The sequence below is a fragment of the Nocardioides pyridinolyticus genome (assembly GCF_054653575.1).
Map to the genome: position 1 here is coordinate 27,541 of NZ_BAAIFY010000030.1, position 24,282 is coordinate 51,822.

Annotated in this window: 22 protein-coding genes, 1 tRNA gene and 1 pseudogene; 9 read left to right on the forward strand and 15 right to left on the reverse strand. The window is 70.8% G+C overall.

The genetic code is table 11. The features are described 5' to 3' along the window. Nucleotides 1–17: 17 nt before the first annotated feature. On the reverse strand, nucleotides 18–1,526 hold the full coding sequence (gene dop / locus ACYQ0U_RS19900) for a depupylase/deamidase Dop (protein ID WP_459975625.1): 1,509 nt from the start codon (nucleotides 1,524–1,526) through the stop codon (nucleotides 18–20). A gap of 35 nt (nucleotides 1,527–1,561) precedes the next feature. Here dop and ACYQ0U_RS19905 point away from each other — a divergent pair, with 35 nt between their 5' ends. Next, nucleotides 1,562–2,062, forward strand: a complete 501-nt coding sequence (locus ACYQ0U_RS19905; RefSeq protein ID WP_459975626.1) for an aminoacyl-tRNA deacylase — start codon at nucleotides 1,562–1,564, stop codon at nucleotides 2,060–2,062. A 172-nt stretch (nucleotides 2,063–2,234) separates the two neighbouring features. Here ACYQ0U_RS19905 and arc read toward each other — a convergent pair whose 3' ends face one another. From arc to ACYQ0U_RS19920, 3 genes are all read right to left on the reverse strand, one after another. Continuing rightward, a complete protein-coding gene (gene arc, locus ACYQ0U_RS19910) occupies nucleotides 2,235–3,983 on the reverse strand; it encodes a proteasome ATPase (RefSeq protein WP_459975627.1) in 1,749 nt (582 codons plus the stop codon). A gap of 183 nt (nucleotides 3,984–4,166) precedes the next feature. Continuing rightward, nucleotides 4,167–5,120, reverse strand: a complete 954-nt coding sequence (locus ACYQ0U_RS19915) for a tRNA (adenine-N1)-methyltransferase (RefSeq protein ID WP_459975628.1) — start codon at nucleotides 5,118–5,120, stop codon at nucleotides 4,167–4,169. 11 nt (nucleotides 5,121–5,131) lie between these two features. After that, entirely contained in the window at nucleotides 5,132–6,271 is a 1,140-nt protein-coding gene (locus ACYQ0U_RS19920; protein WP_459975629.1) for a site-2 protease family protein, read from the reverse strand. Between the two features lie 61 nt (nucleotides 6,272–6,332). Here ACYQ0U_RS19920 and ACYQ0U_RS19925 point away from each other — a divergent pair, with 61 nt between their 5' ends. After that, nucleotides 6,333–7,223: a RecB family exonuclease gene (locus tag ACYQ0U_RS19925; protein WP_459975630.1), complete on the forward strand. Its 891-nt coding sequence runs from the start codon at nucleotides 6,333–6,335 to the stop codon at nucleotides 7,221–7,223. Between the two features lie 99 nt (nucleotides 7,224–7,322). On the opposite strand, the gene ACYQ0U_RS19930 is transcribed toward ACYQ0U_RS19925, so the two are convergent. From ACYQ0U_RS19930 to metH, 5 genes are all read right to left on the reverse strand, one after another. Next, a complete protein-coding gene (locus tag ACYQ0U_RS19930) occupies nucleotides 7,323–7,946 on the reverse strand; it encodes a response regulator (RefSeq protein ID WP_459975631.1) in 624 nt (207 codons plus the stop codon). Then, nucleotides 7,943–9,079 (reverse strand): sensor histidine kinase, encoded by a 1,137-nt coding sequence (locus ACYQ0U_RS19935; RefSeq protein WP_459975632.1) that lies wholly within the window; start codon nucleotides 9,077–9,079, stop codon nucleotides 7,943–7,945. Before ACYQ0U_RS19935 ends, ACYQ0U_RS19930 begins: the two co-directional genes overlap by 4 nt. 190 nt (nucleotides 9,080–9,269) lie before the next feature. Continuing rightward, nucleotides 9,270–9,683, reverse strand: coding sequence for a hypothetical protein (locus ACYQ0U_RS19940; RefSeq protein ID WP_459975633.1), 414 nt, complete (start codon nucleotides 9,681–9,683; stop codon nucleotides 9,270–9,272). Between the two features lie 112 nt (nucleotides 9,684–9,795). Beyond that, nucleotides 9,796–10,449 (reverse strand): HAD family hydrolase, encoded by a 654-nt coding sequence (locus ACYQ0U_RS19945; RefSeq protein WP_459975634.1) that lies wholly within the window; start codon nucleotides 10,447–10,449, stop codon nucleotides 9,796–9,798. Continuing rightward, nucleotides 10,442–14,104, reverse strand: coding sequence for a methionine synthase (metH, locus tag ACYQ0U_RS19950; RefSeq protein WP_459975647.1), 3,663 nt, complete (start codon nucleotides 14,102–14,104; stop codon nucleotides 10,442–10,444). Before metH ends, ACYQ0U_RS19945 begins: the two co-directional genes overlap by 8 nt. Nucleotides 14,105–14,297: 193 nt before the next feature. On the opposite strand from metH, the gene ACYQ0U_RS19955 reads away from it, so the two are divergent. Further along, the gene (locus ACYQ0U_RS19955; protein ID WP_459975635.1) at nucleotides 14,298–15,146 is read left to right on the forward strand and encodes a PAC2 family protein; all 849 of its coding nucleotides are present in this window, start codon (nucleotides 14,298–14,300) and stop codon (nucleotides 15,144–15,146) included. Nucleotides 15,147–15,251: 105 nt separating this feature from the next. Here ACYQ0U_RS19955 and mshC read toward each other — a convergent pair whose 3' ends face one another. Genes mshC through ACYQ0U_RS19975 form a run of 4 tightly spaced genes read right to left on the reverse strand, consistent with a single transcriptional unit; the run spans nucleotide 15,252 to nucleotide 18,590 of the window. After that, complete coding sequence (gene mshC, locus ACYQ0U_RS19960; RefSeq protein WP_459975636.1) at nucleotides 15,252–16,499, reverse strand: cysteine--1-D-myo-inosityl 2-amino-2-deoxy-alpha-D-glucopyranoside ligase; 1,248 nt, start codon at nucleotides 16,497–16,499, stop codon at nucleotides 15,252–15,254. 24 nt (nucleotides 16,500–16,523) lie between these two features. Next, nucleotides 16,524–17,288, reverse strand: coding sequence for an SCO1664 family protein (locus tag ACYQ0U_RS19965; protein WP_459975637.1), 765 nt, complete (start codon nucleotides 17,286–17,288; stop codon nucleotides 16,524–16,526). Continuing rightward, on the reverse strand, nucleotides 17,285–17,860 hold the full coding sequence (locus ACYQ0U_RS19970) for a DUF3090 domain-containing protein (protein ID WP_459975638.1): 576 nt from the start codon (nucleotides 17,858–17,860) through the stop codon (nucleotides 17,285–17,287). Before ACYQ0U_RS19970 ends, ACYQ0U_RS19965 begins: the two co-directional genes overlap by 4 nt. 10 nt (nucleotides 17,861–17,870) lie before the next feature. Further along, on the reverse strand, nucleotides 17,871–18,590 hold the full coding sequence (locus tag ACYQ0U_RS19975; protein ID WP_459975639.1) for a histidine phosphatase family protein: 720 nt from the start codon (nucleotides 18,588–18,590) through the stop codon (nucleotides 17,871–17,873). A gap of 32 nt (nucleotides 18,591–18,622) precedes the next feature. Here ACYQ0U_RS19975 and corA point away from each other — a divergent pair, with 32 nt between their 5' ends. Beyond that, on the forward strand, nucleotides 18,623–19,594 hold the full coding sequence (gene corA / locus ACYQ0U_RS19980; RefSeq protein WP_459975640.1) for a magnesium/cobalt transporter CorA: 972 nt from the start codon (nucleotides 18,623–18,625) through the stop codon (nucleotides 19,592–19,594). Here the strand turns inward: corA and ACYQ0U_RS19985 are convergent, their stop codons facing one another. Then, a complete protein-coding gene (locus ACYQ0U_RS19985) occupies nucleotides 19,595–20,419 on the reverse strand; it encodes an undecaprenyl-diphosphate phosphatase (RefSeq protein WP_459975641.1) in 825 nt (274 codons plus the stop codon). Between the two features lie 73 nt (nucleotides 20,420–20,492). Here ACYQ0U_RS19985 and ACYQ0U_RS19990 point away from each other — a divergent pair, with 73 nt between their 5' ends. Next, nucleotides 20,493–21,440 (forward strand): aldo/keto reductase, encoded by a 948-nt coding sequence (locus ACYQ0U_RS19990; RefSeq protein WP_459975642.1) that lies wholly within the window; start codon nucleotides 20,493–20,495, stop codon nucleotides 21,438–21,440. Nucleotides 21,441–21,459: 19 nt separating this feature from the next. After that, nucleotides 21,460–21,678: a DUF5703 family protein gene (locus ACYQ0U_RS19995; protein ID WP_459975643.1), complete on the forward strand. Its 219-nt coding sequence runs from the start codon at nucleotides 21,460–21,462 to the stop codon at nucleotides 21,676–21,678. Between the two features lie 256 nt (nucleotides 21,679–21,934). Here ACYQ0U_RS19995 and ACYQ0U_RS20000 read toward each other — a convergent pair whose 3' ends face one another. Next, nucleotides 21,935–23,248: a M20/M25/M40 family metallo-hydrolase gene (locus ACYQ0U_RS20000; protein ID WP_459975644.1), complete on the reverse strand. Its 1,314-nt coding sequence runs from the start codon at nucleotides 23,246–23,248 to the stop codon at nucleotides 21,935–21,937. A 68-nt stretch (nucleotides 23,249–23,316) separates the two neighbouring features. Here ACYQ0U_RS20000 and ACYQ0U_RS20005 point away from each other — a divergent pair. The 3 genes and pseudogenes from ACYQ0U_RS20005 to ACYQ0U_RS20015 form a co-directional block, all read left to right on the forward strand. Next, nucleotides 23,317–23,402: transfer RNA gene (locus ACYQ0U_RS20005), tRNA-Leu, on the forward strand. An 85-nt stretch (nucleotides 23,403–23,487) separates the two neighbouring features. Next, nucleotides 23,488–23,913 carry a Fur family transcriptional regulator gene (locus tag ACYQ0U_RS20010; RefSeq protein WP_459975645.1) on the forward strand — a complete coding sequence of 142 codons (426 nt, stop codon included), beginning with the start codon at nucleotides 23,488–23,490 and terminating at the stop codon, nucleotides 23,911–23,913. Nucleotides 23,914–23,965: 52 nt separating this feature from the next. After that, nucleotides 23,966–24,282, forward strand: a pseudogene (locus ACYQ0U_RS20015) (catalase/peroxidase HPI); the annotation flags it as partial.

Sequence of the window (24,282 nt, forward strand, 5' to 3'; positions counted from 1 at the left end):
ACCGCGACCTTATCCACTCAACGGGTGAGAGCGGTGAACAAGGCCTCCGCCGTCTCACTCCGGTCGAGCAGGTCGCCCACGTGTGCCTTGCTGCCGCGCAGCGGGTCGATGGTCGGCACGCGCTGCAGCGACTCGCGGCCCGGCAGGTCGAAGATCACCGAGTCCCACGACGCGGCGGCGACGTGCTCGGCGTACTTCTCCAGGCAGCGGCCGCGGAAGTAGGCCCGCGTGTCCTCCGGCGGGTCGTGCATCGCGGCCTCGATCGAGGCGTCGTCGAGCAGCCGCTCCATCCGGTTGCCGGCCACAAGGCGGTGGTAGAGGCCCTTCTCGGGCCGGATGTCGGAGTACTGGTAGTCGATGAGCTGGAGCTTGGCGTCGTCCCACGCGAGCCCGTCGCGCTGGCGGTACTGCTCCAGCAGCCGCAGCTTGGCCACCCAGTCCAGCTCCTGGGCGCACAGCATCGGGTCGCGCTCGAGGCGGTCCAGCACCGACTCCCACCGCTCGAGCACGTCGACGGTCTGGGCGTCGGCGTCGGCGCCGTACCGGTCCTCGACGTACTTCTTGGCCAGGTCGAGGTACTCCAGCTGGAGCTGGATCCCGGTCAGCGACCGGCCGTCGGTGAGCGTGACGGTCTGCCGCAGGGTCGCGTCGTGCGAGATCGCGCGGAGCCCGGAGACGGGTCCGTCGACGGTGAGGTCGGTCGAGATGAACCGGTCCTCGATCATGGCCAGCACCAGCGCGGTCGTGCCTACCTTGAGGTACGTCGACACCTCGGACAGGTTGGCGTCGCCGATGATCACGTGCAGCCGCCGATACTTCTCCGGGTCGGCGTGCGGCTCGTCGCGGGTGTTGATGATCGGGCGCTTGAGCGTGGTCTCCAGGCCCACCTCGACCTCGAAGAAGTCCGCGCGCTGGCTGATCTGGAAGCCCTGCTCCCGGCCGTCCTGACCGCGGCCGACCCGGCCGGCACCACAGAAGACCTGTCGGCTGACGAAGAACGGCGTGAGGTGCCGGACGATGTCGCCGAAGGGCGTGGAGCGGCGCATCAGGTAGTTCTCGTGGGCGCCGTACGACGCGCCCTTGTTGTCGGTGTTGTTCTTGTAGAGCGCGATCGGCGACCCGCCGGGCAGCTGGCCGGCGCGGCGCTGGGCGTCCAGCATCACCTGCTCCCCCGCCTTGTCCCACCGCACGACGTCGAGCGGGGTGGTCACCTCCGGGGTGGAGTACTCCGGGTGGGCGTGGTCGACGTAGAGCCGGGCGCCGTTGGTGAGGATCACGTTGGCCAGGCCCATGTCCTCGTCGGTGAGCTGGCTCGGGTCGGCGACCTGCCGCGACATGTCGAACCCGCGGGCGTCGCGCAGCGGCGACTCCTCCTCGAAGTCCCACCGCGCCCGCCGGGCCTTCGCGGTCGCCGAGGCGTAGGCGTTGACCACCTGGGACGACGCGACCATGGGGTTGGCCAGGGGCTGGCCCTGCACGGCGATGCCGTACTCGACCTCGGTGCCCATGACCCGCCGCACGCTCATGTACCGAGGGTACGCGAGCCGCCTATGGTGAAGGCGTGACGCCCGACAACTCAGCCGATCGCTCGGACCGCGCGATCGCGGCCGCCGAGGCGCTGGGTCTCGAGCACACCGTGACCCGGCACGGCCCGGTGCGCTCGCTCGAGGAGGCCGCCGCGGCGCGCGGCGTGACGCCGCGGCAGATCGTGAAGACGCTGGTGGTACGGGTGTCCGAGGGCGACCACCGGTTCGTACTGGTGCCCGGCGACCGGGAGATCGCCTGGCCCAAGCTGCGCGCGCTGCTCGGCATCAACCGGATCTCGATGCCGGACGCCGAGGCGGCGTACGACGTGACCGGCTACGTCCGCGGGACGATCACGCCGCTGGGCAGCGCGAGCCCCCTCCCCGTGGTCGCGGACGCGTCGATGGTCGGCCCGGTCAGCATCGGCGGTGGCGCGCACGGCGTGGCGCTGACCGTCGTCGCCGGCGCCCTCGTCGAGGCGCTCGACGCGACGGTCGCCGACGTCACCGAAGAGAGCGGCGAGCCGCCGACCAGCTGACCGCGGCGCACAGCATCCCGACCGCGATCACTCCGAGCCAGAACATGCCGGGACGGTTCCCGCGGCGAACGAGCGGGAAACGCGGAAGTGGAGGACGCGGTTTGGTCACCAACCGCAGATGGGAGCGCGCCCATTCTGTGGTTGGTGACCAAACCGCGAGGTCCGACCTGGCCTACAGGTACTGGCCGGTGTTGGAGACGGTGTCGATGGAGCGGCCCGGCTCGGTGCCCTGCTTGCCGGTGATGAGCGTGCGGATGAACACGATCCGCTCGCCCTTCTTGCCGGAGATGCGGGCCCAGTCGTCGGGGTTCGTGGTGTTCGGGAGGTCCTCGTTCTCCTTGAACTCGTCCACGCACGCCTGGAGCAGGTGCGAGACCCGGAGACCGTGCTGGTCGTGGTCGAGGAAGTCCTTGATCGCCATCTTCTTGGCGCGGTCGACGATGTTCTGGATCATCGCGCCGGAGTTGAAGTCCTTGAAGTACAGGACTTCCTTGTCGCCGTTCGCGTAGGTCACCTCGAGGAAGCGGTTCTCCTCGGTCTCGGTGTACATCCGCTCGACGGTGGCGCGGATCATCCCGGCGACGGTGGCGTCGCGGTCGCCGCCGAACTCGGCGACGTCGTCGGCGTGCAGCGGCAGGCTCGGCGTGAGGTACTTGCTGAAGATGTCGCGCGCCGACTCCGCGTCGGGCCGCTCGATCTTGATCTTCACGTCGAGGCGGCCCGGCCGCAGGATCGCCGGATCGATCATGTCCTCGCGGTTGGAGGCGCCGATGACCAGCACGTTCTCGAGCAATTCCACGCCATCGATCTCGCTGAGCAGCTGCGGGACGATGGTGTTCTCCACGTCGGAGGAGACGCCCGAGCCGCGGGTGCGGAACAGCGAGTCCATCTCGTCGAAGAAGACGATGACCGGCGTACCGGAGCTGGCCTTCTCACGGGCGCGCTGGAAGACCAGGCGGATGTGGCGCTCGGTCTCCCCGACGTACTTGTTGAGCAGCTCGGGGCCCTTGATGTTGAGGAAGTACGACTTCCCCTCCTGGCCGGTCCGGGCCGCGACCTTCTTGGCCAGCGAGTTCGCGACCGCCTTGGCGATCAGCGTCTTGCCGCAGCCGGGAGGGCCGTAGAGCAGCACGCCCTTGGGCGGGCGGAGCTGGTGCTCCTTGAACAGTTCGGGGTGGAGGTACGGCAGCTCGACGGCGTCCTGGATCGCCTCGATCTGGCCGCTGAGGCCGCCGATCGACTCGTAGGCGATGTCCGGGACCTCCTCGAGGACGAGTTCCTCGACCTCGGACTTCGGGACCTTCTCGTAGACGTAGCCCGCGCGGGAGTCGAGCAGCAGCGAGTCGCCGGCGCGGATCGTCTCGGCGCGCAGCGGCTCGGCGATGCGGACGACGCGCTCCTCGTCGGCGTTCGCGATCACCAGCGCGCGGTTGCCGTCGGCGAGCAGCTCCTTGAACATCACGACCTCGCCGACCTTCTCGAACTCGAGCGCGGCGACGACGTTGAGAGCCTCGTTGAGCATGACCTCCTGCCCCCGCTGGAGGCTGTCGAGGTCGACGCTCGGGCTGACGTTCACGCGCAGCTTGCGGCCGCCGGTGAACACGTCGATGGAGTCGTCCTCGTTGCGGGTGAGGAACGTGCCGAAGCCGGCCGGCGGCTGCGCGAGCCGATCGACCTCTTCCTTCAGCTTCATGATCTGGTCGCGCGCCTCACGCAGCGTCTGGGCGAGGCGTTCGTTCTGCGAGGTCAGCCCGGCGAGGCTGCGCTGGGCGTCCGCGAGGCGCAGCTCCAGGCCGCGCGAGCCCGTGGGTCCATCAGCGAGCCGCCGCCGGAGGTCGTTCACCTCTGACTGCAGGAGTCGGACCTGATCCTCGAGCTCCTCGGAGCTCCGGCCACCTGTGACGCCATCCGATGTCGACATCAGCACCACCTCCTGTTCGATCGACCCTACCCGTGAGGCCTCCCATCGGAAGGGTTCATTTCGCGGTGTTGGTCACGATTTGGACGCGGTGCGTCGGCGAGGGGAGGTCGCGGTTTGGTCACCAACCGCAGCTTCTTGAGGCGAAAACCTGCGGTTGGTGACCGAACCACGTGCTCGAGCGGCTCAGTCGACGGGCTCCTCGACCGGCACGCCGGGCGGCCGCGGGCCGGCGTAGTCGGGCCCGTAGGCACCCGGCGCCGGGCGACGCTTCTTCAGCGGCGGACGCTCCCCCGGCGCCATCCGGCGGGCGGTGACGAGGAACGCCGTGTGGCCGATCATCTTGTGGCCGGGGCGGACCGCGAGGCCCTCGACGTGCCAGTCGCGGACGAGCGACTCCCAGGCCTGCGGCTCGGTGAAGCCGCCGTGAACCCGGACGGTCTCGACGAAGCGGGAGAGCTGGGTCGTGGTGGCGACGTACGCGCAGACGATGCCCCCGGGGCGCAGCGCGTCGGCGGTGGCGTCGAGGCACTCCCACGGGGCGAGCATGTCGAGGATGACGCGGTCGGCGCGCTCGCCGCACGCGGGCAGCGCCTCCGCGAGGTCACCGAGGGTGAGCCGCCAGGCGGGGTGGGTCTCCCCTTCCGGGGCGCCGAAGAACTGGTTGACGTTGCGCCGGGCGACGTCGGCGAACTCCTCCCGGCGCTCGTACGACGACACCCGGCCGTAGGGGCCCACGGCGCGCAGCAGGGAGCAGGTGAGCGCGCCCGAGCCGACGCCGGCCTCGACGACGTGCGCGCCGGGGAAGATGTCGGCGAGCGCGACGATCTGGGCGGCGTCCTTGGGATAGACGACCGCGGCGCCGCGCGGCATCGAGACGACGAACTCGGACAGCAGCGGCCGGAAGCAGAGGTACTCGCCGCCAGCGGACGAGACGACCGTGAAGCCCTCCTCACGTCCGATCAGCTCGTCGTGCTCGATGTGGCCGCGGTTGGAGAAGAAGCGCTTGCCCCGGACGAGCTCGAAGTTGTGCCGGCGGCCCTTCTGGTCGACGAGCCGGATCCACTCGCCCTCTCGCAGCGGACCGCGGTGGACGCCGGACCAGGCCTCGGCGGGGACGTCAGGACTCTGCTCGGACACGAGCGAGAACTCTAGTGCGCCGACGCGCGGAAGGCCTTGTCGACGTCGACGGTCGACAGCACCCCGACGACGGACCCGTCGGGCTCGACGAGCAGGTACTCATCCGACGGGGTCCGGCTGATCGCCATCACGAGCTCCTCGCCGCGGATGTCGGCCGGGAGCCGCAGCTCGTCGACGAGGGTGCGCGCGACCGTGGAGGTCGAGACCCACGGGCGCCGGTCGGCGGGGGTCGCGGCGACCGCCGCCTCGCTGACGATGCCCTCGGGCACGCCCGACCCAGTGACGGTGAGGATGCTGCCCGCCTCGGCGTCCTCCGCCCGGCGTACCGCCTCCGCCAGCGGGAGGTCGCCGGGCACCGCGAGGGTACGGCGGGCCAGCTGGCGCGCGACGAGGTCGGGGATCCGGCTGCGGAACCGGGCGGCGGCCATGGCCGAGGTCGACCCCGACCACAGGAACAGCGCGATGATCACCGCGAAGACCAGGTCGAGGACCTCGAGCTCGTGACCGCGTACCGGGCCCATCAGGAACGGCCAGCACAGCACGGCTACCGCGGCGAGGCGGCCGATCCAGCCCGCGACGATCGTGCCGCGGTGGACGTTGCCGGTGAGCGCCCAGACGGCGGACTTCAGCACCCGCCCGCCGTCCAGCGGCAGGCCGGGGACGAGGTTGAGCACGCCGACGAGGAGGTTGGCGCCGGCCAGGCCACCGACGGCCATCTGGAGCAGACCGTGGGGCGTGAACGGCCAGAGCGCGAGCGCAGCGCCGCCGACGACCAGCGAGGTGAGCGGGCCGACGACGGCGATGAAGAACTCCTGCCGCGGGGTCCGCGCCTCCCCCTCGATCGCGGTCATGCCGCCGAGGAAGTGCAGCGTGATCGAGCTGACCGGGAAGCCGTAGTGCCGGGCGACGAACGCGTGCGACGCCTCGTGCAGCAGCACGGACAGGTAGAGGATCACGGCGAACGCGAAGCCGGCGACGTACTTCCATGCGCCCAGTCCCGGCTCCACGGACTCGACGGCCGGGGCGACCAGGAACGCGATCAGGCCGGCCACCAGGAACCATGACGACGACACGAGGACGTCGCTCCCGGCGATGGTGCCGACCCGCAGGGTGCCCGGTGGTCGGGACGGCCGGGAAGGGTTGTCGGGCACGTGACCACGCTATCCGACGGGCGTCCACGGGACTGTCCACGGCCTCGCCTAGGGTGAGGGCGTGGGAGTGCAGCAGGAGTCTCCGGCGGTCCGGGTGGGTACGCCCGTGGACGGGGTCGAAGTCCTGGGCGCGCTCTCCCCCAGCCGCGCGGGCGACTTCCTGAGCTGTCCGCTGCTCTACCGGTTCCGGACCATCGACAAGCTGCCGGAGCCGTACTCCCCGGACGCGGTGCGCGGCACGGTCGTGCACAAGGTGCTGGAGGACCTCTTCGACCTGCCCGCCGCGGACCGGACACCGGCGCGGGCCGGGGAGATGCTCGTGCCCGCGTGGGACCTGCTGGTCGAGCAGGAGCCCGAGCTGGCCTCGATGTTCGGCGCCGACGAGGGTCCCGAGGCCGCGGCCTGGCTGGCGTCCTGCCGCACGGTCCTCGACCGGTACTTCACGCTCGAGGACCCGAGCCGCCTCGAGCCGGCCGAGCGTGAGTTGTACGTCGAGGCGCTGCTCGACTCCCGACTGCTGCTCCGGGGCTTCGTCGACCGCATCGACGTCGCGCCGACGGGCGAGCTCCGCGTGGTGGACTACAAGACGGGCCGCTCCCCCGGCGAGATGTTCGAGGCCAAGGCGCTGTTCCAGATGAAGTTCTACGCGCTGGTCATCTGGCGCACACGCGGAGTGGTTCCGGCGATGCTCCAGCTGGTCTACCTCGGCAACGGCGAGATGCTGAGGTACGTACCCGACGAGGCCGACCTCCTCGCGACCGAGCGGAAGGTCGAGGCGATCTGGACGGCGATCCGCCTCGCCGAGGAGTCCGGCGACTGGCGGCCGAGCCGCAGCCGGCTCTGCGAGTGGTGCGCCCACCAGGCGATCTGCCCGGCTTGGGGCGGCACGCCCCCGCCGCTGCCGGAACGCGGCAGCGCCGTCGTGGACGACACCGACGACAACTCGCTCTGATCCGGGAGGGCGCGAAAATGTCGCGGTTTGGTCACCAACCGCACGATTCGGCACCCGGAATCTGCGGTTGGTGACCAAACCGCGGAGCCGGAACAGCCCTCAGAGCCCGTTCCGCTCCGCCCAGAGCGCCGCCTGGGTGCGGTCGGAGACGCCGATCCGGGCGAAGGCGGACGTGAGGTGCGCCTTGACCGTGCGCTCACTGATGTCGAGGCGGCGGGCGATCTGCTTGTTGGCCAGTCCCTCGCGCACCAGCCCGAGCACCTCGGTCTCCCGGGAGGTCAGCTGCACGGTGGGCGAGCCGGCCCGGGAGCCGAGGAGGGCGCGGGCGGCCTTGGGGTGGATCGGTGACTCGCCGCGGCTCACCGCGCGGATGCCCTGGAGGACGTCCTCGGGGTCGGCGTCCTTGAGCAGGTAGCCGACGGCGCCGGCGTCGAGGGCCGCGATGATCCGCTCGCTGTCGGAGAACGATGTCAGCACGAGCACGTCGACGCCGAGCTGCTCGGACATGATCGAGCGGGTCGCCGCGACGCCGTCGACCTCGGGCATCTGGAGGTCCATCAGGACCACGTCGGGGCGCAGCCGGCGCACGACCTCGAGAGCCTCGGCCCCGTTCGCGGCCATGCCGACCACCTCGATGTCGTCGGTCCCGCTGAGCAGCTGCTCGAGGCCGGCGCGGATCACCGCGTGGTCGTCGACGAGGACCACCTTCACCGGATCGCTCACCGGGCATCCACCTCCATCCGAACCGTGGTCCCCTCGCCGGGAGAGGATCGCACCTCGAGTACGCCGCCGCTGTCGGTCACCAGGCTGCGCAACCCGCGCAGCCCGTAGCTGTCCTGGGTCACCCGCGCGGGGTGGAACCCGATGCCGTCGTCCACGACCTCCAGCGTCAACGTCCGGCCGTCGCCGCGGACGGTGACAGCCAGGGTCGACGCCTGGGAGTGCCGCATGGCGTTGCGGACCGCCTCCTGGGCGACGCGCCAGACGAGCGCGACGTGGTCGTCGGAGGCGGTCTCGGCACCCTCGACGCTCACCGAAGCCTGGATGTCGAGCGCGGCGGACGGCGCGATCAGGTCGGCGAGGGCGGCAGGCAGGCCGTCCGAGATCAGGTCGGGAGGGTGGATCTCGGCGAGCAGGGAGCGCAGCGACTTCAGGCTGGTGCGGAGCGACAGGCTGGCGCCGTCGAGCGTCCCGCGCGCGTCGTCGGAGAGGTCCGGCGTCCGGGCGACGGCGCTGACCGAGAACGCCGTGCCGGCCAGGTCCTGGACCACGCTGTCGTGCAGGTCACGCGCGATCCGCCGGCGCTCGGCGTCGGAGGCGTCCATCGCCGAGCGCAGGAGGCGCTCGCGCTCCTTGCTCGCGCTCGTGAGCTGGCGGGTGAGTGCGCTGAGGATGAGGGTGGCGAGCAGGATGAGGAGCAGGAGCGGGCCGATCACGATCCACCTGAACGTCCCGAAGAGCTCGCTCTGTCGCTCCTCGAGCTGGTCGAGCGAGTAGTACGAGTCGACGAGCAGCGGCGTGCCTTCCGGCGATTCGATCCGCGTGTAGACCTCGACCTGGGGAAGGTCGCCGTTGAAGTTCTCTGGCCGGTCCGGATCAGAGGTCTGGTAGCCGGAGCCACCCTGCTCGAGGACGCGCCGCTGATCCGCGTCCAAGGGGTATGCCTCCAACGGCACCGAACCGAAGCCGTCACTCGAGTAGACGACCGTGCCGTCCTCGGCGCGGACGGTGAACCGTTCGATGTCGTCGACCGATCCGACTCCCGAGAGTCGCCGGTCCAGCCGATCGATCGCGCCCGGCGCCCCCACCATCAGGCGGCGCGGGATCCGCGGTTCTACGAACTGTTGCGCGAGCACGTCGTTGACTCGGGTTGCCTCGGTAATCGCTTCGTCGGAAGCAGCTTCACCAGCCAGGTAGTTGACGCCGAAGATGATGGCCGTCACGGTGATGACACCGATCAGGAGAAACTGCGTAACCGGATTGCGCAACAGTCTCACTCGGCCGCCTTCTCATCGGGTGCGCCACAGGATAAGTGGTACCCGAGAGTCAGTAGTCCCTGGAGATCCTGCAAACCTCACCGGTGCGGCGGTTGACGGCTCGGAAGCCGACGTCGTCGACACCGTAGAAGTCGAGCATCGACCTGGAGATGCGGAAGGAGCGATCGATGTCGTCACGCGCTTGGACGTCCCCCTGAGCGGACACATCCCCGTTGTGGCGCATGGTCCAGTCCCAGATGTCGTCGTCGTTGCTGAACACGGCGCCGACCACGATGAAGCGGTCGCTGTTGCCGTCGATTCCCTTGAAGGTCAGACGGACATCGGAGGACCCGGCGCAATTGACGCGAGCAGGACCGTCCTTCGCAGCCCCGCCATCCTTTGCCAGGGCCGGAGCTCCTGACAGGGCCGCTGCACCCAGCACGAGGCTGAGCACGATGGCGAGGCCACGACGGACGATCATCATTCCTGCTTCCTAAAGAACCAGGGTGAGTGACCCCCCGGATGACTGGAGTCTGCCTGAGGACGAGGACACCGCGACATTGTCCGGTGGTACTAGGACTCCGGCGGGGTGATGACTAGTCCCTCGCCGCCCACACCTCGGCCAGGTCGAGACCTACGAGCGTGTCGGCGAAGACCCGGCGCTCGCCCGGCAGCACCGGCACGTGGTTCTCCACGACAAGGACCAGGCAGCCGGCGGCCTCGGCCGACTTGGCGCCGGTCTGGGAGTCCTCGATCGCCAGGCAGTCCGCGGCCGCGAGCCCGAGCGCCGCCGCGGCGGTCACGTACGGCTCGGGGTGGGGCTTGCCTCGGGAGACCCGGTCGCCGGTCACGACCACGCGGAAGGTCTCCGGCGGCAGCTCGGCCAGGATCGGCGCCACGAAGCGGTCGTAGGACATCGTCACCAGCGCGCACGGGATCCCCGCAGCGTGGGTGCGCTCGATCAGGTCGACGGCACCCGGGCGCCACGGGACCGACTCCTCGACCCGGCGTACGACGCCGTCGAGGAGCTCGTCGACGATCTGCTCGGGCGGGACGTCGATGCCCATGTGCTCGCGGATGTAGTGCGCCGAGACGAGCAGGTCGTTGCCGACCAGGGTCAGTGCGTGCGCCTGGCTCCACGTCCCGCCGTGCCGAGCGGCGAGCTCGAACTCGGTGTCGATCCAGTACGGCTCGGTGTCCACGAGCGTGCCGTCCATGTCCCAGAGGACGGCGCCGGGCAGATCAGTCATCCGGGTCATAGCCCAGGTTCGGCGACAGCCACCGCTCGGCCTCGGCGAGGGTCCAGCCCTTGCGTTCGGCGTAGTCGGCGACCTGGTCGCGGCCGAGCCGGCCCACGACGAAGTACTGCGACGCGGGGTGCGAGAAGTACCAGCCCGAGACTGCCGCCCCGGGCCACATGGCCATGCTCTCGGTGAGCTCGATCCCGGTGCTCCCCTGTACGTCGAGGAGCTCCCAGAGGGTGCGCTTCTCGGTGTGCTCGGGACAGGCCGGGTAGCCGGGCGCCGGCCGGATGCCGACGTACTTCTCGGCGATCAGCGCCTCGTTGTCGAGCTGCTCGTCGGGCACGTGGCCCCAGAACTCGGTGCGCACCCGCTGGTGCAGCCGCTCGGCGAACGCCTCCGCGAGCCGGTCGGCCAGGGCCTCCAGCATGATCGCGGAGTAGTCGTCGTTGGCCTCCTTGAAGGCCAGGATCCGCTCCTGGGCGCCCAGTCCGGCCGTCACCGCGAAGGCGCCGACGTGGTCGGCCAGCCCGGTCTCGCGCGGCGCGACGAAGTCCCCCAGCGACCGGTTGGGTACGCCGGGGCGGTGCTCGCCCTGCTGCCGCAGGTTGTGCAGCGTCGTGAGCACCTCGGACCGGGTGTCGTCGGTGTAGACCTCGATGTCGTCCCCGACCGCCGCCGCGGGGAAGAAGCCGAAGACGGCGTTGGCCGTCAGCCACTTCTCCTCGACGATCCGGTCGAGCATGGCCTGGGCGTCGTCGTACAGCGGACGCGCGGCCTCGCTCGTCGCGGGGTTGTTGAGGATGTCGGGGAACCGGCCCTTCATCTCCCAGGCGTTGAAGAACGGCTGCCAGTCGATGAAGTCGCGCAGCTCGCCGAGGTCGTAGTCGGTGAGCACGTGGGTGCCGGGCTGCCGCGGCGCGGGCGGCTCGTAGCCGGTCCAGTCGATCGGCGTGCGGTTGGCGCGGGCCTGCTCCAGCGTCACCATCGGCCGGTCGCTCTTGGCCGCGTGCCGCTCGCGCAGCGAGTCGTAGTCCGCCTTGACCTCGGCCATCAGCCGCGGCCGCTGGGCCTCGCTGAGGAGCGCGGCGAGCGTCGGGACCGAGCGCGAGGCGTCCTTGACCCAGACGACCGGTCCGTCGTACTTGCCGTCCACCTTGACCGCGGTGTGGGCGCGCGAGGTGGTGGCGCCGCCGACCAGCAGCGGGATCTCGAAGCCCTGGCGCTGCATCTCCGAGGCCACGTTGACCATCTCGTCGAGCGACGGCGTGATCAGGCCGGACAGGCCGACGGCGTCGGCACCGATCTCGGCCGCGGTGTCGAGGATCTTCTGCGCCGGCACCATCACGCCGAGGTCGACGACCTCGTAGTTGTTGCACTGCAGGACCACGCCGACGATGTTCTTGCCGATGTCGTGGACGTCGCCCTTGACCGTGGCCATGACGATCGTGCCGTTGGTCTCCTTGGCGGTGGCCAGCGCGGGGTTGTCGAGCTTCTCCTGCTCGATGAACGGGATGAGGTAGCCGACGGCCTTCTTCATCACGCGCGCCGACTTCACGACCTGCGGGAGGAACATCTTGCCGGCGCCGAACAGGTCGCCGACCACGTTCATGCCGTCCATCAGCGGGCCCTCGATGACCTCGATCGGGCGGCCGCCGCGCGCGGCGATCTCCTGGCGGAGCTCCTCGGTGTCGTCCTCGACGAAGCCGTCGATGCCCTTGACCAAGGCGTGTGTGATCCGCTCGCCGACCGGCAGCGAGCGCCACTCCTCCGCGGCCGCCTCCACGACCTCACCGGCCTTGTTGTGCTCCTCGGCGATCTCGAGCAGCCGCTCGGCGGCGTCCGGGCGGCGGTTGAGGACGACGTCCTCGATCCGCTCGCGCAGCTCCGGCTCGACCTCGGTGTAGGGCGCCAGGGCGCCGGCGTTCACGATGCCCATGTCGAGACCGGCCTCGATCGCGTGGAACAGGAACACCGCGTGGATCGCCTCGCGGACCGGGTTGTTGCCGCGGAAGGAGAAGCTCACGTTGGAGATGCCGCCGGAGACCTTCGCGCCCGGCAGGTTCTGCTTGATCCATCGGGTCGCCTCGATGAAGTCGAGGCCGTACGACGCGTGCTCCTCGATGCCGGTGGCGACCGCGAACACGTTCGGGTCGAAGATGATGTCCTCGGCCGGGAAGCCCACCTGGTCCACGAGGATCCGGTAGGCCCGCTCGCAGATCGCGGTGCGGCGCTCGAGGTTGTCGGCCTGGCCGTCCTCGTCGAAGGCCATCACCACCGCGGCCGCGCCGTACCGCCGGCACAGCCGGGCCTGCTCGACGAACTTCTCCTCGCCCTCCTTCAGCGAGATGGAGTTCACGATCGGCTTGCCCTGCACGCAGCGCAGGCCGGCCTCGATCACCTCCCACTTCGAGGAGTCGACCATCACCGGCACCCGGCTGATGTCGGGCTCGCTCGCGACCAGCTTGAGGAAGCGGTCCATCGCGGCGACGCCGTCGATCATGCCCTCGTCCATGTTGACGTCGATGACCTGCGCGCCGTTCTCGACCTGCTGCGCGGCCACCGTGAGGCCGGTGTCGTAGTCGCCGGCCTTGATGAGGTTCCGGAACCTCGCCGAGCCCGTGATGTTGGTGCGCTCGCCGACGTTGACGAAGAGGCTGTCGTCGTCGAGCGTGAACGGCTCGAGCCCGGCGAGCCGCATGGCGGCCGGGATCTTCGGGACGGTACGCCGCTGCTTCCCCTCGACCGCCCCGGCGATGGCCGCGATGTGGGCGGGGGTCGTGCCGCAGCAGCCGCCGACGAGGTTCACGAACCCCGCGTCCGCGAACTCGCTGATGACCGCGGCGGTCTCCGCCGCTGCCTCGTCGTACTCGCCGAAGGCGTTGGGCAGGCCGGCGTTCGGGTAGCAGGACACGAACGTGTCGGCGATGCGCGACATCTCGGCGATGTAGGGCCGCATCTCCTTGGCGCCGAGCGCGCAGTTGAGGCCGATCGCGAGCGGGCGGACGTGGCGCACGGAGTTCCAGAACGCCTCGGTGGTCTGGCCCGACAGGGTCCGGCCGGAGGCGTCGGTGATGGTGCCCGAGACGATGACCGGCCAGCGCCGGCCCGCCTCCTCGAAGAGCTGCTCGACGGCGAAGATCGCGGCCTTCGCGTTGAGGGTGTCGAAGATGGTCTCGATCACCAGCAGGTCGGCGCCGCCGTCGACGAGCGCGCGGGCCGCGGTGAGGTAGGCGTCGACGAGCTCCTCGAAGACGACGTTGCGCGCGCCCGGGTCGTTGACGTCGGGCGAGATCGAGGCGGTCCGGGTCGTGGGGCCGAGCGCGCCGGCGACGTACCGGGGGTGGTCCTCGGTGGCGACCGCGTCGACAGCGGTGCGCGCGAGTCGCGCCGCCTCGAGGTTGAGCTCGTAGGAGAGCTCCTCCATGTCGTAGTCGCCCAGCGAGATTGCGTTCGCGTTGAACGTGTTGGTCTCGATGATGTCCGCGCCAGCCTCGAGGTACTCGCGGTGGATGCTCGCGATGGTCTCGGGCTGGGTGAGCGTGAGCAGGTCGTTGTTGCCGACGAGGTCCTTCGGCCAGTCCGCGAAGCGCTCCCCGCGGTAGCCGGCCTCGTCGGGCCGGTCCCGCTGGATCGCGGTGCCCATCGCGCCGTCGATCACCATGATCCGCTCGCCCAGGGTGCGGGTGAGGGCATCGGTGGCGTCGGGGCGCCAGGCGGGCTGGGGGGACTGGGACAACGGGACTCCTCTCGAGCTTCCAGCGTAGGTACCCAGTCCACGGACTGGACCGGCTTCCCAGATCGTGACACCGGGCGTCTCGAGGGGAGAAATCGTGGCGCCGGACTAGGCTGGACGAGTGATCGAGCTGGAGGACGTCCCCGACCTGGTGGACCCGATCGTCGTCGCGGCCTTCGAGGGCTGGAACGATGCTGCCGACGCCGCTTCGTCGGTGGTCGACCACCTGATCCGCGTGTGGGACGCCAAGGTCGTCGGCGCGGTGGATCCCGAGGACTTCTACGACTTCCAGGTCAACCGCCCCTATGTCGGCACCGACGACCTCGGACACCGCAGGATCACCTGGCCGACCACGCGGATCGCCGTCGCCTCTCCCCCGGAGCTCGACCGCGACGTGATCCTCGTGCGGGGCATCGAGCCGAACATGCGCTGGCGCCAGTTCTGCGCGGAGGTGATCGCCGCGGTCGAGGAGCTCGGCGGCTCGATGGTCGTCACCCTCGGCGCCCTGCTCGCCGACACCCCCCACACGCGCCCGATCCCCGTGACCGGCACGGCGTCGGAGCCCGAGCTCGTCGACCGGCTCAAGCTCGAGCAGTCGACCTACGAGGGCCCGACCGGCATCGTCGGCGTCTTCCAGGACGCCTGCACGCTGCTCGACATGCCCGCGGTGTCGTACTGGGCCGCGGTGCCCCACTACGTCGCCCAGCCGCCCTGCCCGAAGGCCACGCTGGCGCTGCTCGGCCAGCTCGAGGACCTGTTGGAGGCGTCGATCCCCCTCGGCGACCTGCCCGAGGACGCCCGCGCCTGGGAGCGCGGCGTCGACGAGCTCGCCGAGGATGACGAGGACGTCGCCGACTACGTCCGCGCCCTCGAGGAGACCCGCGACACCACCGACCTCCCCGAGGCCTCCGGTGAGGCCATCGCCCGGGAGTTCGAGCGGTACCTCAAGCGGCGGCACGACGACGAGTAGGCGGGCCGCACGGTCGCGGTTTGGTCACCAACCGCAGATCGGGAGCGCTCCCACTTGCGGTTGGTGACCAAACCGCAGCAACCAGCCGGTTGAGGACGAGCCGCGTCAGCGCATCCAGATCGCCAGGCCCAGGGCCGCGTCGAGGAGCCGGAGCATCTCGCCGGCGGCGTCCGGGTCGCTGGTGTCGGCCAGGCCGTCGGTGCCGAGCGTGGCGGCGGCCCATCGGTCGACCGCCGCGGTCGCCCGCGGGGCGTCCAGGTCGTCCGCGAGGGCGGCGAGGACCTCGGTGACGACGGGGGCCGCGGGAGCGCCGGCGCCGAGCGACAGGGCACGGCGCCAGCGGTCGACGTCGTCTACCGCGGTCCAGAGCTGGTCGTCGGTCCACTCCCAGTCGGAGCGGTAGTGATGCCGCATCAGCGCGAGGCGGATGGCCATGGGGTCGACGTCGCTGTTGCGCAGGGCCGAGACGAAGACCAGGTTGCCGCGCGACTTCGACATCTTCTCGCCGTCGTAGCCGACCATGCCGCCGTGGCTGTAGACCCGCGCGAACGGCGTACCGGGGACGGCGACCTGGGCGTGGCCGGCGCACATCTCGTGGTGCGGGAACACCAGGTCGCTGCCGCCGCCCTGGACGTCGAACGCGCCGCCGAGGTGCTCCTGGGCGATCGCGGTGCACTCGATGTGCCAGCCGGGTCGGCCCGGGCCCCACGGGCTGTCCCACGACGGCTCGCCCTCGCGCTCGCCGCGCCAGACGACGCAGTCGAGCGGGTCCTTCTTGCCGGGGCGGTCCGGGTCTCCGCCGCGCTCGGGGTAGATCTCGAGCATCTGCTCGCGCGACCAGCCGGACTCGGCGCCGAAGGCGGGGTCGGCGGTCACGGAGAAGTAGAGGTCGTCCTCGACGCGGTAGATGGAGCCGGCCACCTCGAGCCTGCGGATCAACTCGATCACGAGCGGGATCGACTCGACGGCGCCGACGTAGTGGTCCGGCGGGATGACGCGCAGCGCGGTCATGTCCTGGCGGAACAGCTCGGTCTCGCGCTCGGCGAGCTCGACCCAGTCGACGTGCACCTTCTCGGCGCGCTCGAGCAGCGGGTCGTCGACGTCGGTGACGTTCTGGACGTAGGTCACGTCATGGCCGGCGTTGCGCCACGCCCGGTTGAGCAGGTCGAACGCGACGTAGGTGTTCGCGTGGCCGAGGTGCGTGGCGTCGTACGGCGTGATGCCGCAGACGTACATCCGGGCGGTGCCGTCCGGCGTGACTGTGACGCGGCCACCGGAGGCGGTGTCCTGCAGGACGACCGGCGGACCCGGGACGGACAGGGTCGGGGTCTCCGGGAACGGCCAGGCGCGCATGTCGCGAAGCCTATCGACTGCGGGTCAGAACGGCGGCCACGGGATCGCGGGCCACTCCCCGCGCGGCTCCGGCATCACGGCGCGGTGGGCGAGCCGGTCGCACCGGCGGGCCAGCGCCTCGATCTCCAGATCGCTGAGGTGGTCGGCCAGAGCATCCCCGAGCGTGGCGCGGACCTCCGCGGCGAGCGTGCGGACCACGGCCGCCTCGTCGTCGGCGAGCGGCTCGCCCAGCCATCCCCAGAGGACGGTCCGCAGCTTGTGCTCGCTGTGGAAGGTCACGCCGTGGTCGACGCCGTACCGGTGCCCGCCGCTCATCTCCAGGACGTGGCCGCCCTTGCGGTCGGCGTTGTTGACGACGATGTCGAACACCGCCATCCGCCGCAGTGCCGCGGAGTCCTCGTGGATCAGCGAGATCGGGCGGTCCTGCTGGTCGAGGCCGTCGAAGACGTGCTTCCAGCCCTGCGGGACCTCGCCCTCGGGCACGAGCGTGACCGCGACCTGCTCGCCGTCCGGCTCCTGCCAGCGCTGCACCATGCCGCGGCCGTGCGGCCCGTCGCGCAGCCAGGTCTCGGGCACGACGTCCCAGCCGGTCGCCGCCGAGACGAGATACGCCGCCCGCTCGCGGTCGGCGAGCGTGCCGTCGGGGAAGTCCCACAGCGGACGCTCCCCGGCGACCGGCTTGTAGACGACGCGGACGCCGTCGATCTCGCCGACGAAGGTCGCGTTGGAGGCGGGCATGATCCGGCCGTGGAGGACGAGCTCGCCCTCCACCAGGTCGGGCCCGGTCACGGGTCCCGTCGCCGGAAGCCGTTGGCCCGCACGCACAGGTGACCGTCGGGGTCGATCGGGTTGCCGCAGAACGGGCAGCTCGGCCGCCCGGCGTCCAGGACCTGCGCAGCGCGCTTGACGAACGCCCGGGCGGGACCGGCGGGGAGCCGGACCAGGAAGACCTCGTCCGGCTCGGGCTCCTCGAAGTCCTCGTCGAGCTGGTCGGGCGTCACGACCGCGGCCTCGGTGAACGGGAAGACCTCGATCACCAGGCGCTGGTCGTCGGGGTCCCAGGACAGCGTCATGGTGCCGGCCCGGAACTCCTCCTCGATCGGCTGCTCCAGCGGGTCGGAGTCCTCCAGGCCCAGGGGCGCGACCGCCGGGATCAGGCCCTCGGTCGCGTTGCTCGCCATCACCTCGTCCAGGAGCTCGTCGATCCTCTCCGCGAGCGCCTGCACCTGCTGCTTCTCGAGCGCGACGCTGACCACCCGGGCGCCGGAGCGCGCCTGGAGGAAGAAGGTCCGCTGTCCGGGCGGGCCGACGGTGCCCGCGACGAAGCGCTCCGGAGGGTCGAATCCGTGGACGACGGGCATGACCTCAAACCTAGTCGGTCGCCGAAGGACCGGCGCCACCGCCGACCACGGCGTCGGTCGAGGGCTTCCGGCGGGAGCCCTTCTTCCTCGCGGGCGGTGCGAGCCAGGCCAGGTCGCCCGCATGGGTGTTCGTCGCCAGCACGAACGGGCGGGCCTCGGTGTAGCGGACGATCGAGATCGAGGCCGGGTCGACGTGGAGCCGCTGGAACAGGTCGAGGTGCAGCCCGAGCGCGTCGGCGAGGACCGACTTGATCACGTCGCCGTGGCTGACCGCCACCCAGACCGCGCCCGGACCGTGCTCGGCCTCGAACGCCGCGTCCAGACGGCGTACGGCGGTCACGGACCGGGCCTGCATGGCGATCATCGACTCGCCACCCGGGAAGGTCGCGGCCGAGGGCTGGGCCTGCACGACCGACCACAGCTTCTCCTTGGCCAGCTCCCGGATCGGGCGTCCCGCCCAGTCGCCGTAGTCACATTCGGTGATCCCGCGCTCGGTGCTCAGCCGCGGCGCGGCGGGGTGGGCTCGCACGATCGCCTTCGCGGTCTGCTTGCAGCGCTCGAGGGGGCTGCTGACGACCCCGGCCAGCGGGACGACGGCGAGCCTCTCCCCCGTCCGCGCCGCCTGCTCGGAGCCCGTGTCGTCGAGTCGTACGCCGGGGAGCCGGCCGGCGAGCGTGCCGGCCGTGTTGGCCGTCGTCCGGCCGTGACGCACGAGGATCACGGTTGCCATGGCGGCGAGCGTAGTGGGACTACGGTGAACGCGTGATCGTCGACTGCGCGCTCTACCGCGACGGCCAGCGCACCGAGGTCGGCGGCCACTGGCGCGAGCTGCGCGCCCGGGCCGACCGCGACGGCGACTTCGTGTGGATCGGTCTCCACGACCCCTCGGAGGAGGAGATCAGCGAGGTCGCGGACGTCTTCGGGCTGCACCCGCTGGCGGTCGAGGACGCCGTGCAGGCGCACCAGCGGCCGAAGCTCGAGCGGTTCGGCGACCTGCTGTTCCTGGTGCTGAAGACCCTCTGGTACGTCGACGAGCACGACGCCGTCGAGACCGGCGAGATCGCGATGTTCGTGGGCGACGACTTCGTCGTCACCGTCCGCCACGGCCAGGGCAACGAGCTGCACTCGGCCCGGGCGGAGCTCGAGTCCAGCCGCAAGGTGATGGCTCACGGGCCCGGTGGGGTCCTGTACGCCGTGATCGACCGGATCGTGGACGAGTACCTCGACGTGGTCGACGATCTGGTCGTCGACGTCGACGAGATCGAGACGTCGGTCTTCTCCGCCGAGCGCACCAACGACTCCAGCCGCATCTACGTCCTCAAGCGCGAGCTCGCGGAGGTACGTCGGGCAGTACTGCCGCTCCGCGATCCGGTGGCGCGCCTCGCCGCCGGCGACGTGAGCGCCGTGCCCGAGAAGGCGGCGCCGTTCTTCCGCGACGTGTCCGACCACCTCGCCCGCGCCGCGGAGACCGTGGACTCGCTCGACGCGCTGCTGTCGACCGCCTTCGACGCCCACCTGGCGCAGATCTCGGTGCAGCAGAACGACGACATGCGGAAGATCTCCGCCGGGGCGGCGCTGATCGTGGTGCCGACGCTGATCGCGGGGATCTACGGCATGAACTTCGCCCACATGCCCGAGCTGGGCTGGACCTACGGCTACCCGTTCGCGCTGCTGCTCATGGGCGCGGCCGCCGGAGGACTGTGGGTGTTGTTCAAGAAGTCCGGCTGGTTGTAGCTACGCCGCGATCACGCCGGCCGCGACCAGCGCGAGCGTCAGCGTGCCGAGCGCGACCCGGTAGAGCACGAACGGCGTGTAGCTGTGCGTGGTCACGTACCGCAGCAGCCAGGCGATGGCGGCGTACCCGACGACGAAGGAGACGACCGTGGCCGCGATGGTCGGGCCCCAGCCGTAGAGGTTGTCGCCGTGCGGGATCTCCTTGAGCTGGAAGAGGCCCGCGCCGATCACGGCGGGGATCGCGAGCAGGAACGCGTAGCGCGTGGCGGTCTCGCGGTCGTAGCCGAGGAAGCGGCCCATCGAGAGCGTCGCGCCCGACCGGGAGACGCCGGGGATCAGCGCGAGCGCCTGGGCGAACCCCATGAGGAGCGCGTCGCGGAGCGTGAGCTGCTTGAGGGACTTGTCCGTGCGGCCGATCCGGTCGGCGATGCCGAGGACGATGCCCATCACGATCAGCATCGCGCCGATGATCCAGAGGCTGCGGAAGTCCTCCTCGATCACGTCCTTGAGGGCGATGCCGAGCACCACGATCGGCAGCGAGCCGAGGATGATGAACCAGCCCATCCGGGCGTCGAGGTGGCCGCGGTACTCGGCGTGGAAGAGCGACTTCACCCACATCGAGGCGATCCGCCAGATGTCCTTGCGGAAGAACAGCAACACGGCGAGCTCGGTGCCGATCTGGACGACCGCGGTGAACGCCGCCCCCGGGTCGCCCCATCCGGCCAGCTCCGGGAAGATCCGGAGGTGGGCGCTGCTGGAGATCGGCAGGAACTCCGTGAGTCCCTGGATGATCCCGAGGACCACGGCCTGGAGGAAGTCGACCACGGGTGGGAATCCTACGGTGGTGGTCTGGCGTGCCGAGGACCCCCGCCGTGGGCTCGCCGACTACCTTGTCGCCATGCAGCAGAGGCGAGTCGGCGCGACCGGCCTGTCCGTGTCCCGTCTGGGGCTGGGCACGATGACCTGGGGACGCGACACCGACGAGCACGAGGCGCGTGACCAGCTGATCGCCTTCGCCGAGGCCGGCGGCACCCTGCTCGACACCGCCGCCGGGTACGGCAACGGCGCGTCCGAGGAGCTCATCGGCACGCTGATCGGCGACGTCGTCGCCCGCGACGAGGTCGTGCTCGCCACCAAGGCCGGCATCAGCGCCCGCCGTGGTGGCCGCGAGTACAACACCTCGCGCGGCCACCTCCTGTCCACGCTCGACGCCTCGCTGCGCCGCCTCCGCGTCAGCCACGTCGACCTGTGGCAGGTCCACATCTGGTCCGACGACACCCCGATCGAGGAGACGCTCGCAGCGCTCGACACCGCCGTCGCGACCGGGCGGGCGTCGTACGTCGGCATCTCGAACTACTCCGGGTGGCAGACCGCCCAGGCGGCGACCTGGCAGCGGGCCGTGCCCGGCCGCGCCCCGCTGGCGTCGACCCAGGTGGAGTACTCGCTGCTGAACCGGGCCGTCGAGCTCGAGGTCGTCCCGGCGGCGAGGACGCTCGGCCTCGGGATCCTGCCGTGGTCGCCGCTCGGTCGCGGCGTGCTCACCGGCAAGTACCGCACCGGCACGCCCTCCGACTCCCGCGCGGCCTCGCAGCACTTCTCGAACTTCGTGGGCGCCTACCTCGACGACCGCTCCGCCGGCATCGTCGAGGCCGTCGCCCGCGCCGCCGACGGCCTCGGCTGGACGGCGCTCGAGGTGGCGCTGACCTGGGTCCGCGACCGCCCGGGCGTCACCGCACCGATCATCGGCGCCCGCACCGCCGCCCAGCTGCGCGGCGCGCTCGGCGTCGAGGAACTGGTCCTGCCTGACGAGATCTCCAGCGCGCTGGACGACGTCTCGGCAGAATGACGAGCAGCAAGGAGGCAGCATGACCCGTGCGTTGCGGCGTCCACCCGGTCGAGGGGTGGAGTGGGAGTTCGAGAAGGTGACCTTCTCCCGCGAGTTCTCACGCAACGTGGTCACCAAGCTGCTGGTCGAGCGCGCCGAGCACGGCGGCTGGGAGCTGGACCGGGTCCGCATCGGCGCCGACGGCACCCGGCGGGTCATCCTGCGCCGGAAGATCATCCGCGCCGTCCGGACCGCCTGACACCACCGCCGAAAAGCCCGCGGTTTGGTCACCAACCGCAACCTCTCGGCCCCGAGTCCTGCGGTTGGTGACCAAACCGCATCCCCTCACCCGGCGACCGGGAGCGCCGGAGACGGCCGAGACCCCGGAGACGCCGCCGACGATTCATCACGGTAGGGGGATGGATCGGCACCCCCCTCGGCGTACCCAACTAGGGAAGCGCGGACTCGCCTGCCTACCGTGATGAATCGGCAGCGCGAGGCACCCCGGGACCGCCCTACACCAGGTCGAGGAACCGGTCGAAGACCCGGGCGCCGAACTCGAGGGCGTCCACGGGGACCCGCTCGTCGACGCCGTGGAACAGCGCGGTGAAGTCGAGCTCCGCGGGCAGGCGCAGCGGGGCGAAGCCGTAGGACGCCATGCCGAGCTTGCGGAAGTGCTTGGCGTCGGTGCCGCCGCTCATGAGGTACGGCGCCACGATGGCGTCGTCGTCCTCGGCGAGGATCGAGCGGGTCATGGCGTCGACCAGGTCGCCCTCGTACGGCGTCTCCCAGGGCTGCTGCTTGCTCACGTAGTCGATCGAGATGTCGTCGCCGACCAGCTCGGCGACGGTGGCGAAGAACTCGTCCTCGTAGCCCGGCAGGAACCGGCCGTCGACGTGCGCGGTCGCCTCGGTCGGGACCACGTTCACCTTGTAGCCGGCGCCGAGCATGGTGGGGTTCGCGCTGTTGCGGATGACCGCGCCCATCATCCGGGCCGCGCCGCCGAACTCGGAGACCAGCGCCTCGGCGTTCTCCGGCGTCGCCTCCTCGCCGGCCAGCTCGCCGACAGCGGCGAGGAGCGTGCGCATGGCGGGCGTGAGCCGGACCGGCCAGTCATGGGCGCCGATCCGCGCGACGGCGCTCGCCAGCGAGGTCACGGCGTTCTCATGGTTGACCATCGAGCCGTGGCCGGCGCGACCGCGGGCGGTGAGCCGCATCCAGGCCATGCCCTTCTCGGCCGCCTCGATCAGGTAGATCCGCCGGCCTCGGACGGTGGCGCTGAACCCGCCGACCTCGCCCACCGCCTCCGTGCAGCCCTCGAGCTCCTCGGCGTGCCGCTCGACGAGCACCTCGGCGCCGAGGTGGCCGCCGGCCTCCTCGTCGGCGGTGAAGCACAACGTGATCGGGCGCTCCGGCACGCGGCCCGACCGCTGCCGCGCCCGTACGACGGAGAGCAGCATCGCGTCGAAGTCCTTCATGTCGACCGCGCCCCGGCCCCACACGTAGCCGTCCTGCACCTCGCCGGAGAACGGGTCGACCTGCCAGTCGTCGGCCGCGGCCGGCACGACGTCGAGGTGGCCGTGCAGCAGGAGCCCGTCGCGGCCGGACCCGGACGGCCCGCCCCACTGCGCGACGACCGACGTGCGACCCGGCTCGGACTCGTAGAGGTTCGACGAGATGCCCACCTCGTCGAGCAGCCCGGCGACGTACTCGGCCGCCTTCCGCTCCCCCGGGCCGTCCTCGTCGCCGTAGTTGGAGGTGTCGATCCGGATCAGCTCACGGCAGAGCTCCACGACCTCGGCAGCGGGGTCCACAGGCGCGTCCGTCATGGGCCCAGCATGGCACCCAGCCCGATGCGGAACTTCGGTCCACCCTTTGCTACTGTTCCACCGCACTCGTCCGGGTGGCGGAATTGGCAGACGCGCTAGCTTGAGGTGCTAGTGCCCGTATTAGGGCGTGGGGGTTCAAGTCCCCCCTCGGACACCGGAGAAGGCCCCGCGAGGGGCCTTTTCGCATTTCCGGCGCGTGTCTTCTTGAACGGTTCAAGAAAGTACGGCAGGGTAGGGGCATGCCCACCACGGCCGACTTCGAACGGATGCTCCGCGACGCGGACCTGCGCGTCACGCGCCCGCGGCTGGCGGTCCTCGACGCGGTGCACCGGCTCCCCCATGCCGACACCGAGTCGATCATCGGCGCCGCGCGCGCCGCTCTCGCCGACGTCTCCCACCAGGCCGTGTACGACGTGCTGCGGGCCCTCACGGGCGCCGGGCTGGTCCGCCGCATCCAGCCGTCCGGCGCCGTCGCCCGCTACGAGGCGCGCGTCGGCGACAACCACCACCACATCGTGTGCCGCTCCTGCGGCGCCATCGCCGACGTCGACTGCGCCGTCGGCCACGCTCCGTGCCTCACGGCCTCCGACGACCACGGCTTCGTGGTGGAGGAGGCGGAGGTCATCTACTGGGGCCGCTGCCCCGACTGCTCCACCGCTCAGTGACACACCCCTTCTGATCCGTTTCTGATCCGTTCGCCAGCTGGAAAGGTTGACCATGTCCGACAACGAGGACTCCACGAGCCCCCAGGGGATCGACCGCAAGGCGGCTGAGGGCTGCCCGGTCATGCACGACTCCGCCGCCGCCTCCGGCAGCGAGAGCGAGAACCCGGCGCTCGACTCGCCGACCCCGAGGACCGGCGGGCGGCCGCACTCCAACAAGGACTGGTGGCCGAACATGCTGGACCTGTCGGTCCTGCACGTCCACTCCCCGAAGGGCAACCCGCTCGGCGACGACTTCGACTACTCCGAGGAGTTCAAGAAGCTCGACGTCGCCGAGCTGCGTCGCGACGTCGTCGAGGTGCTCAACACCTC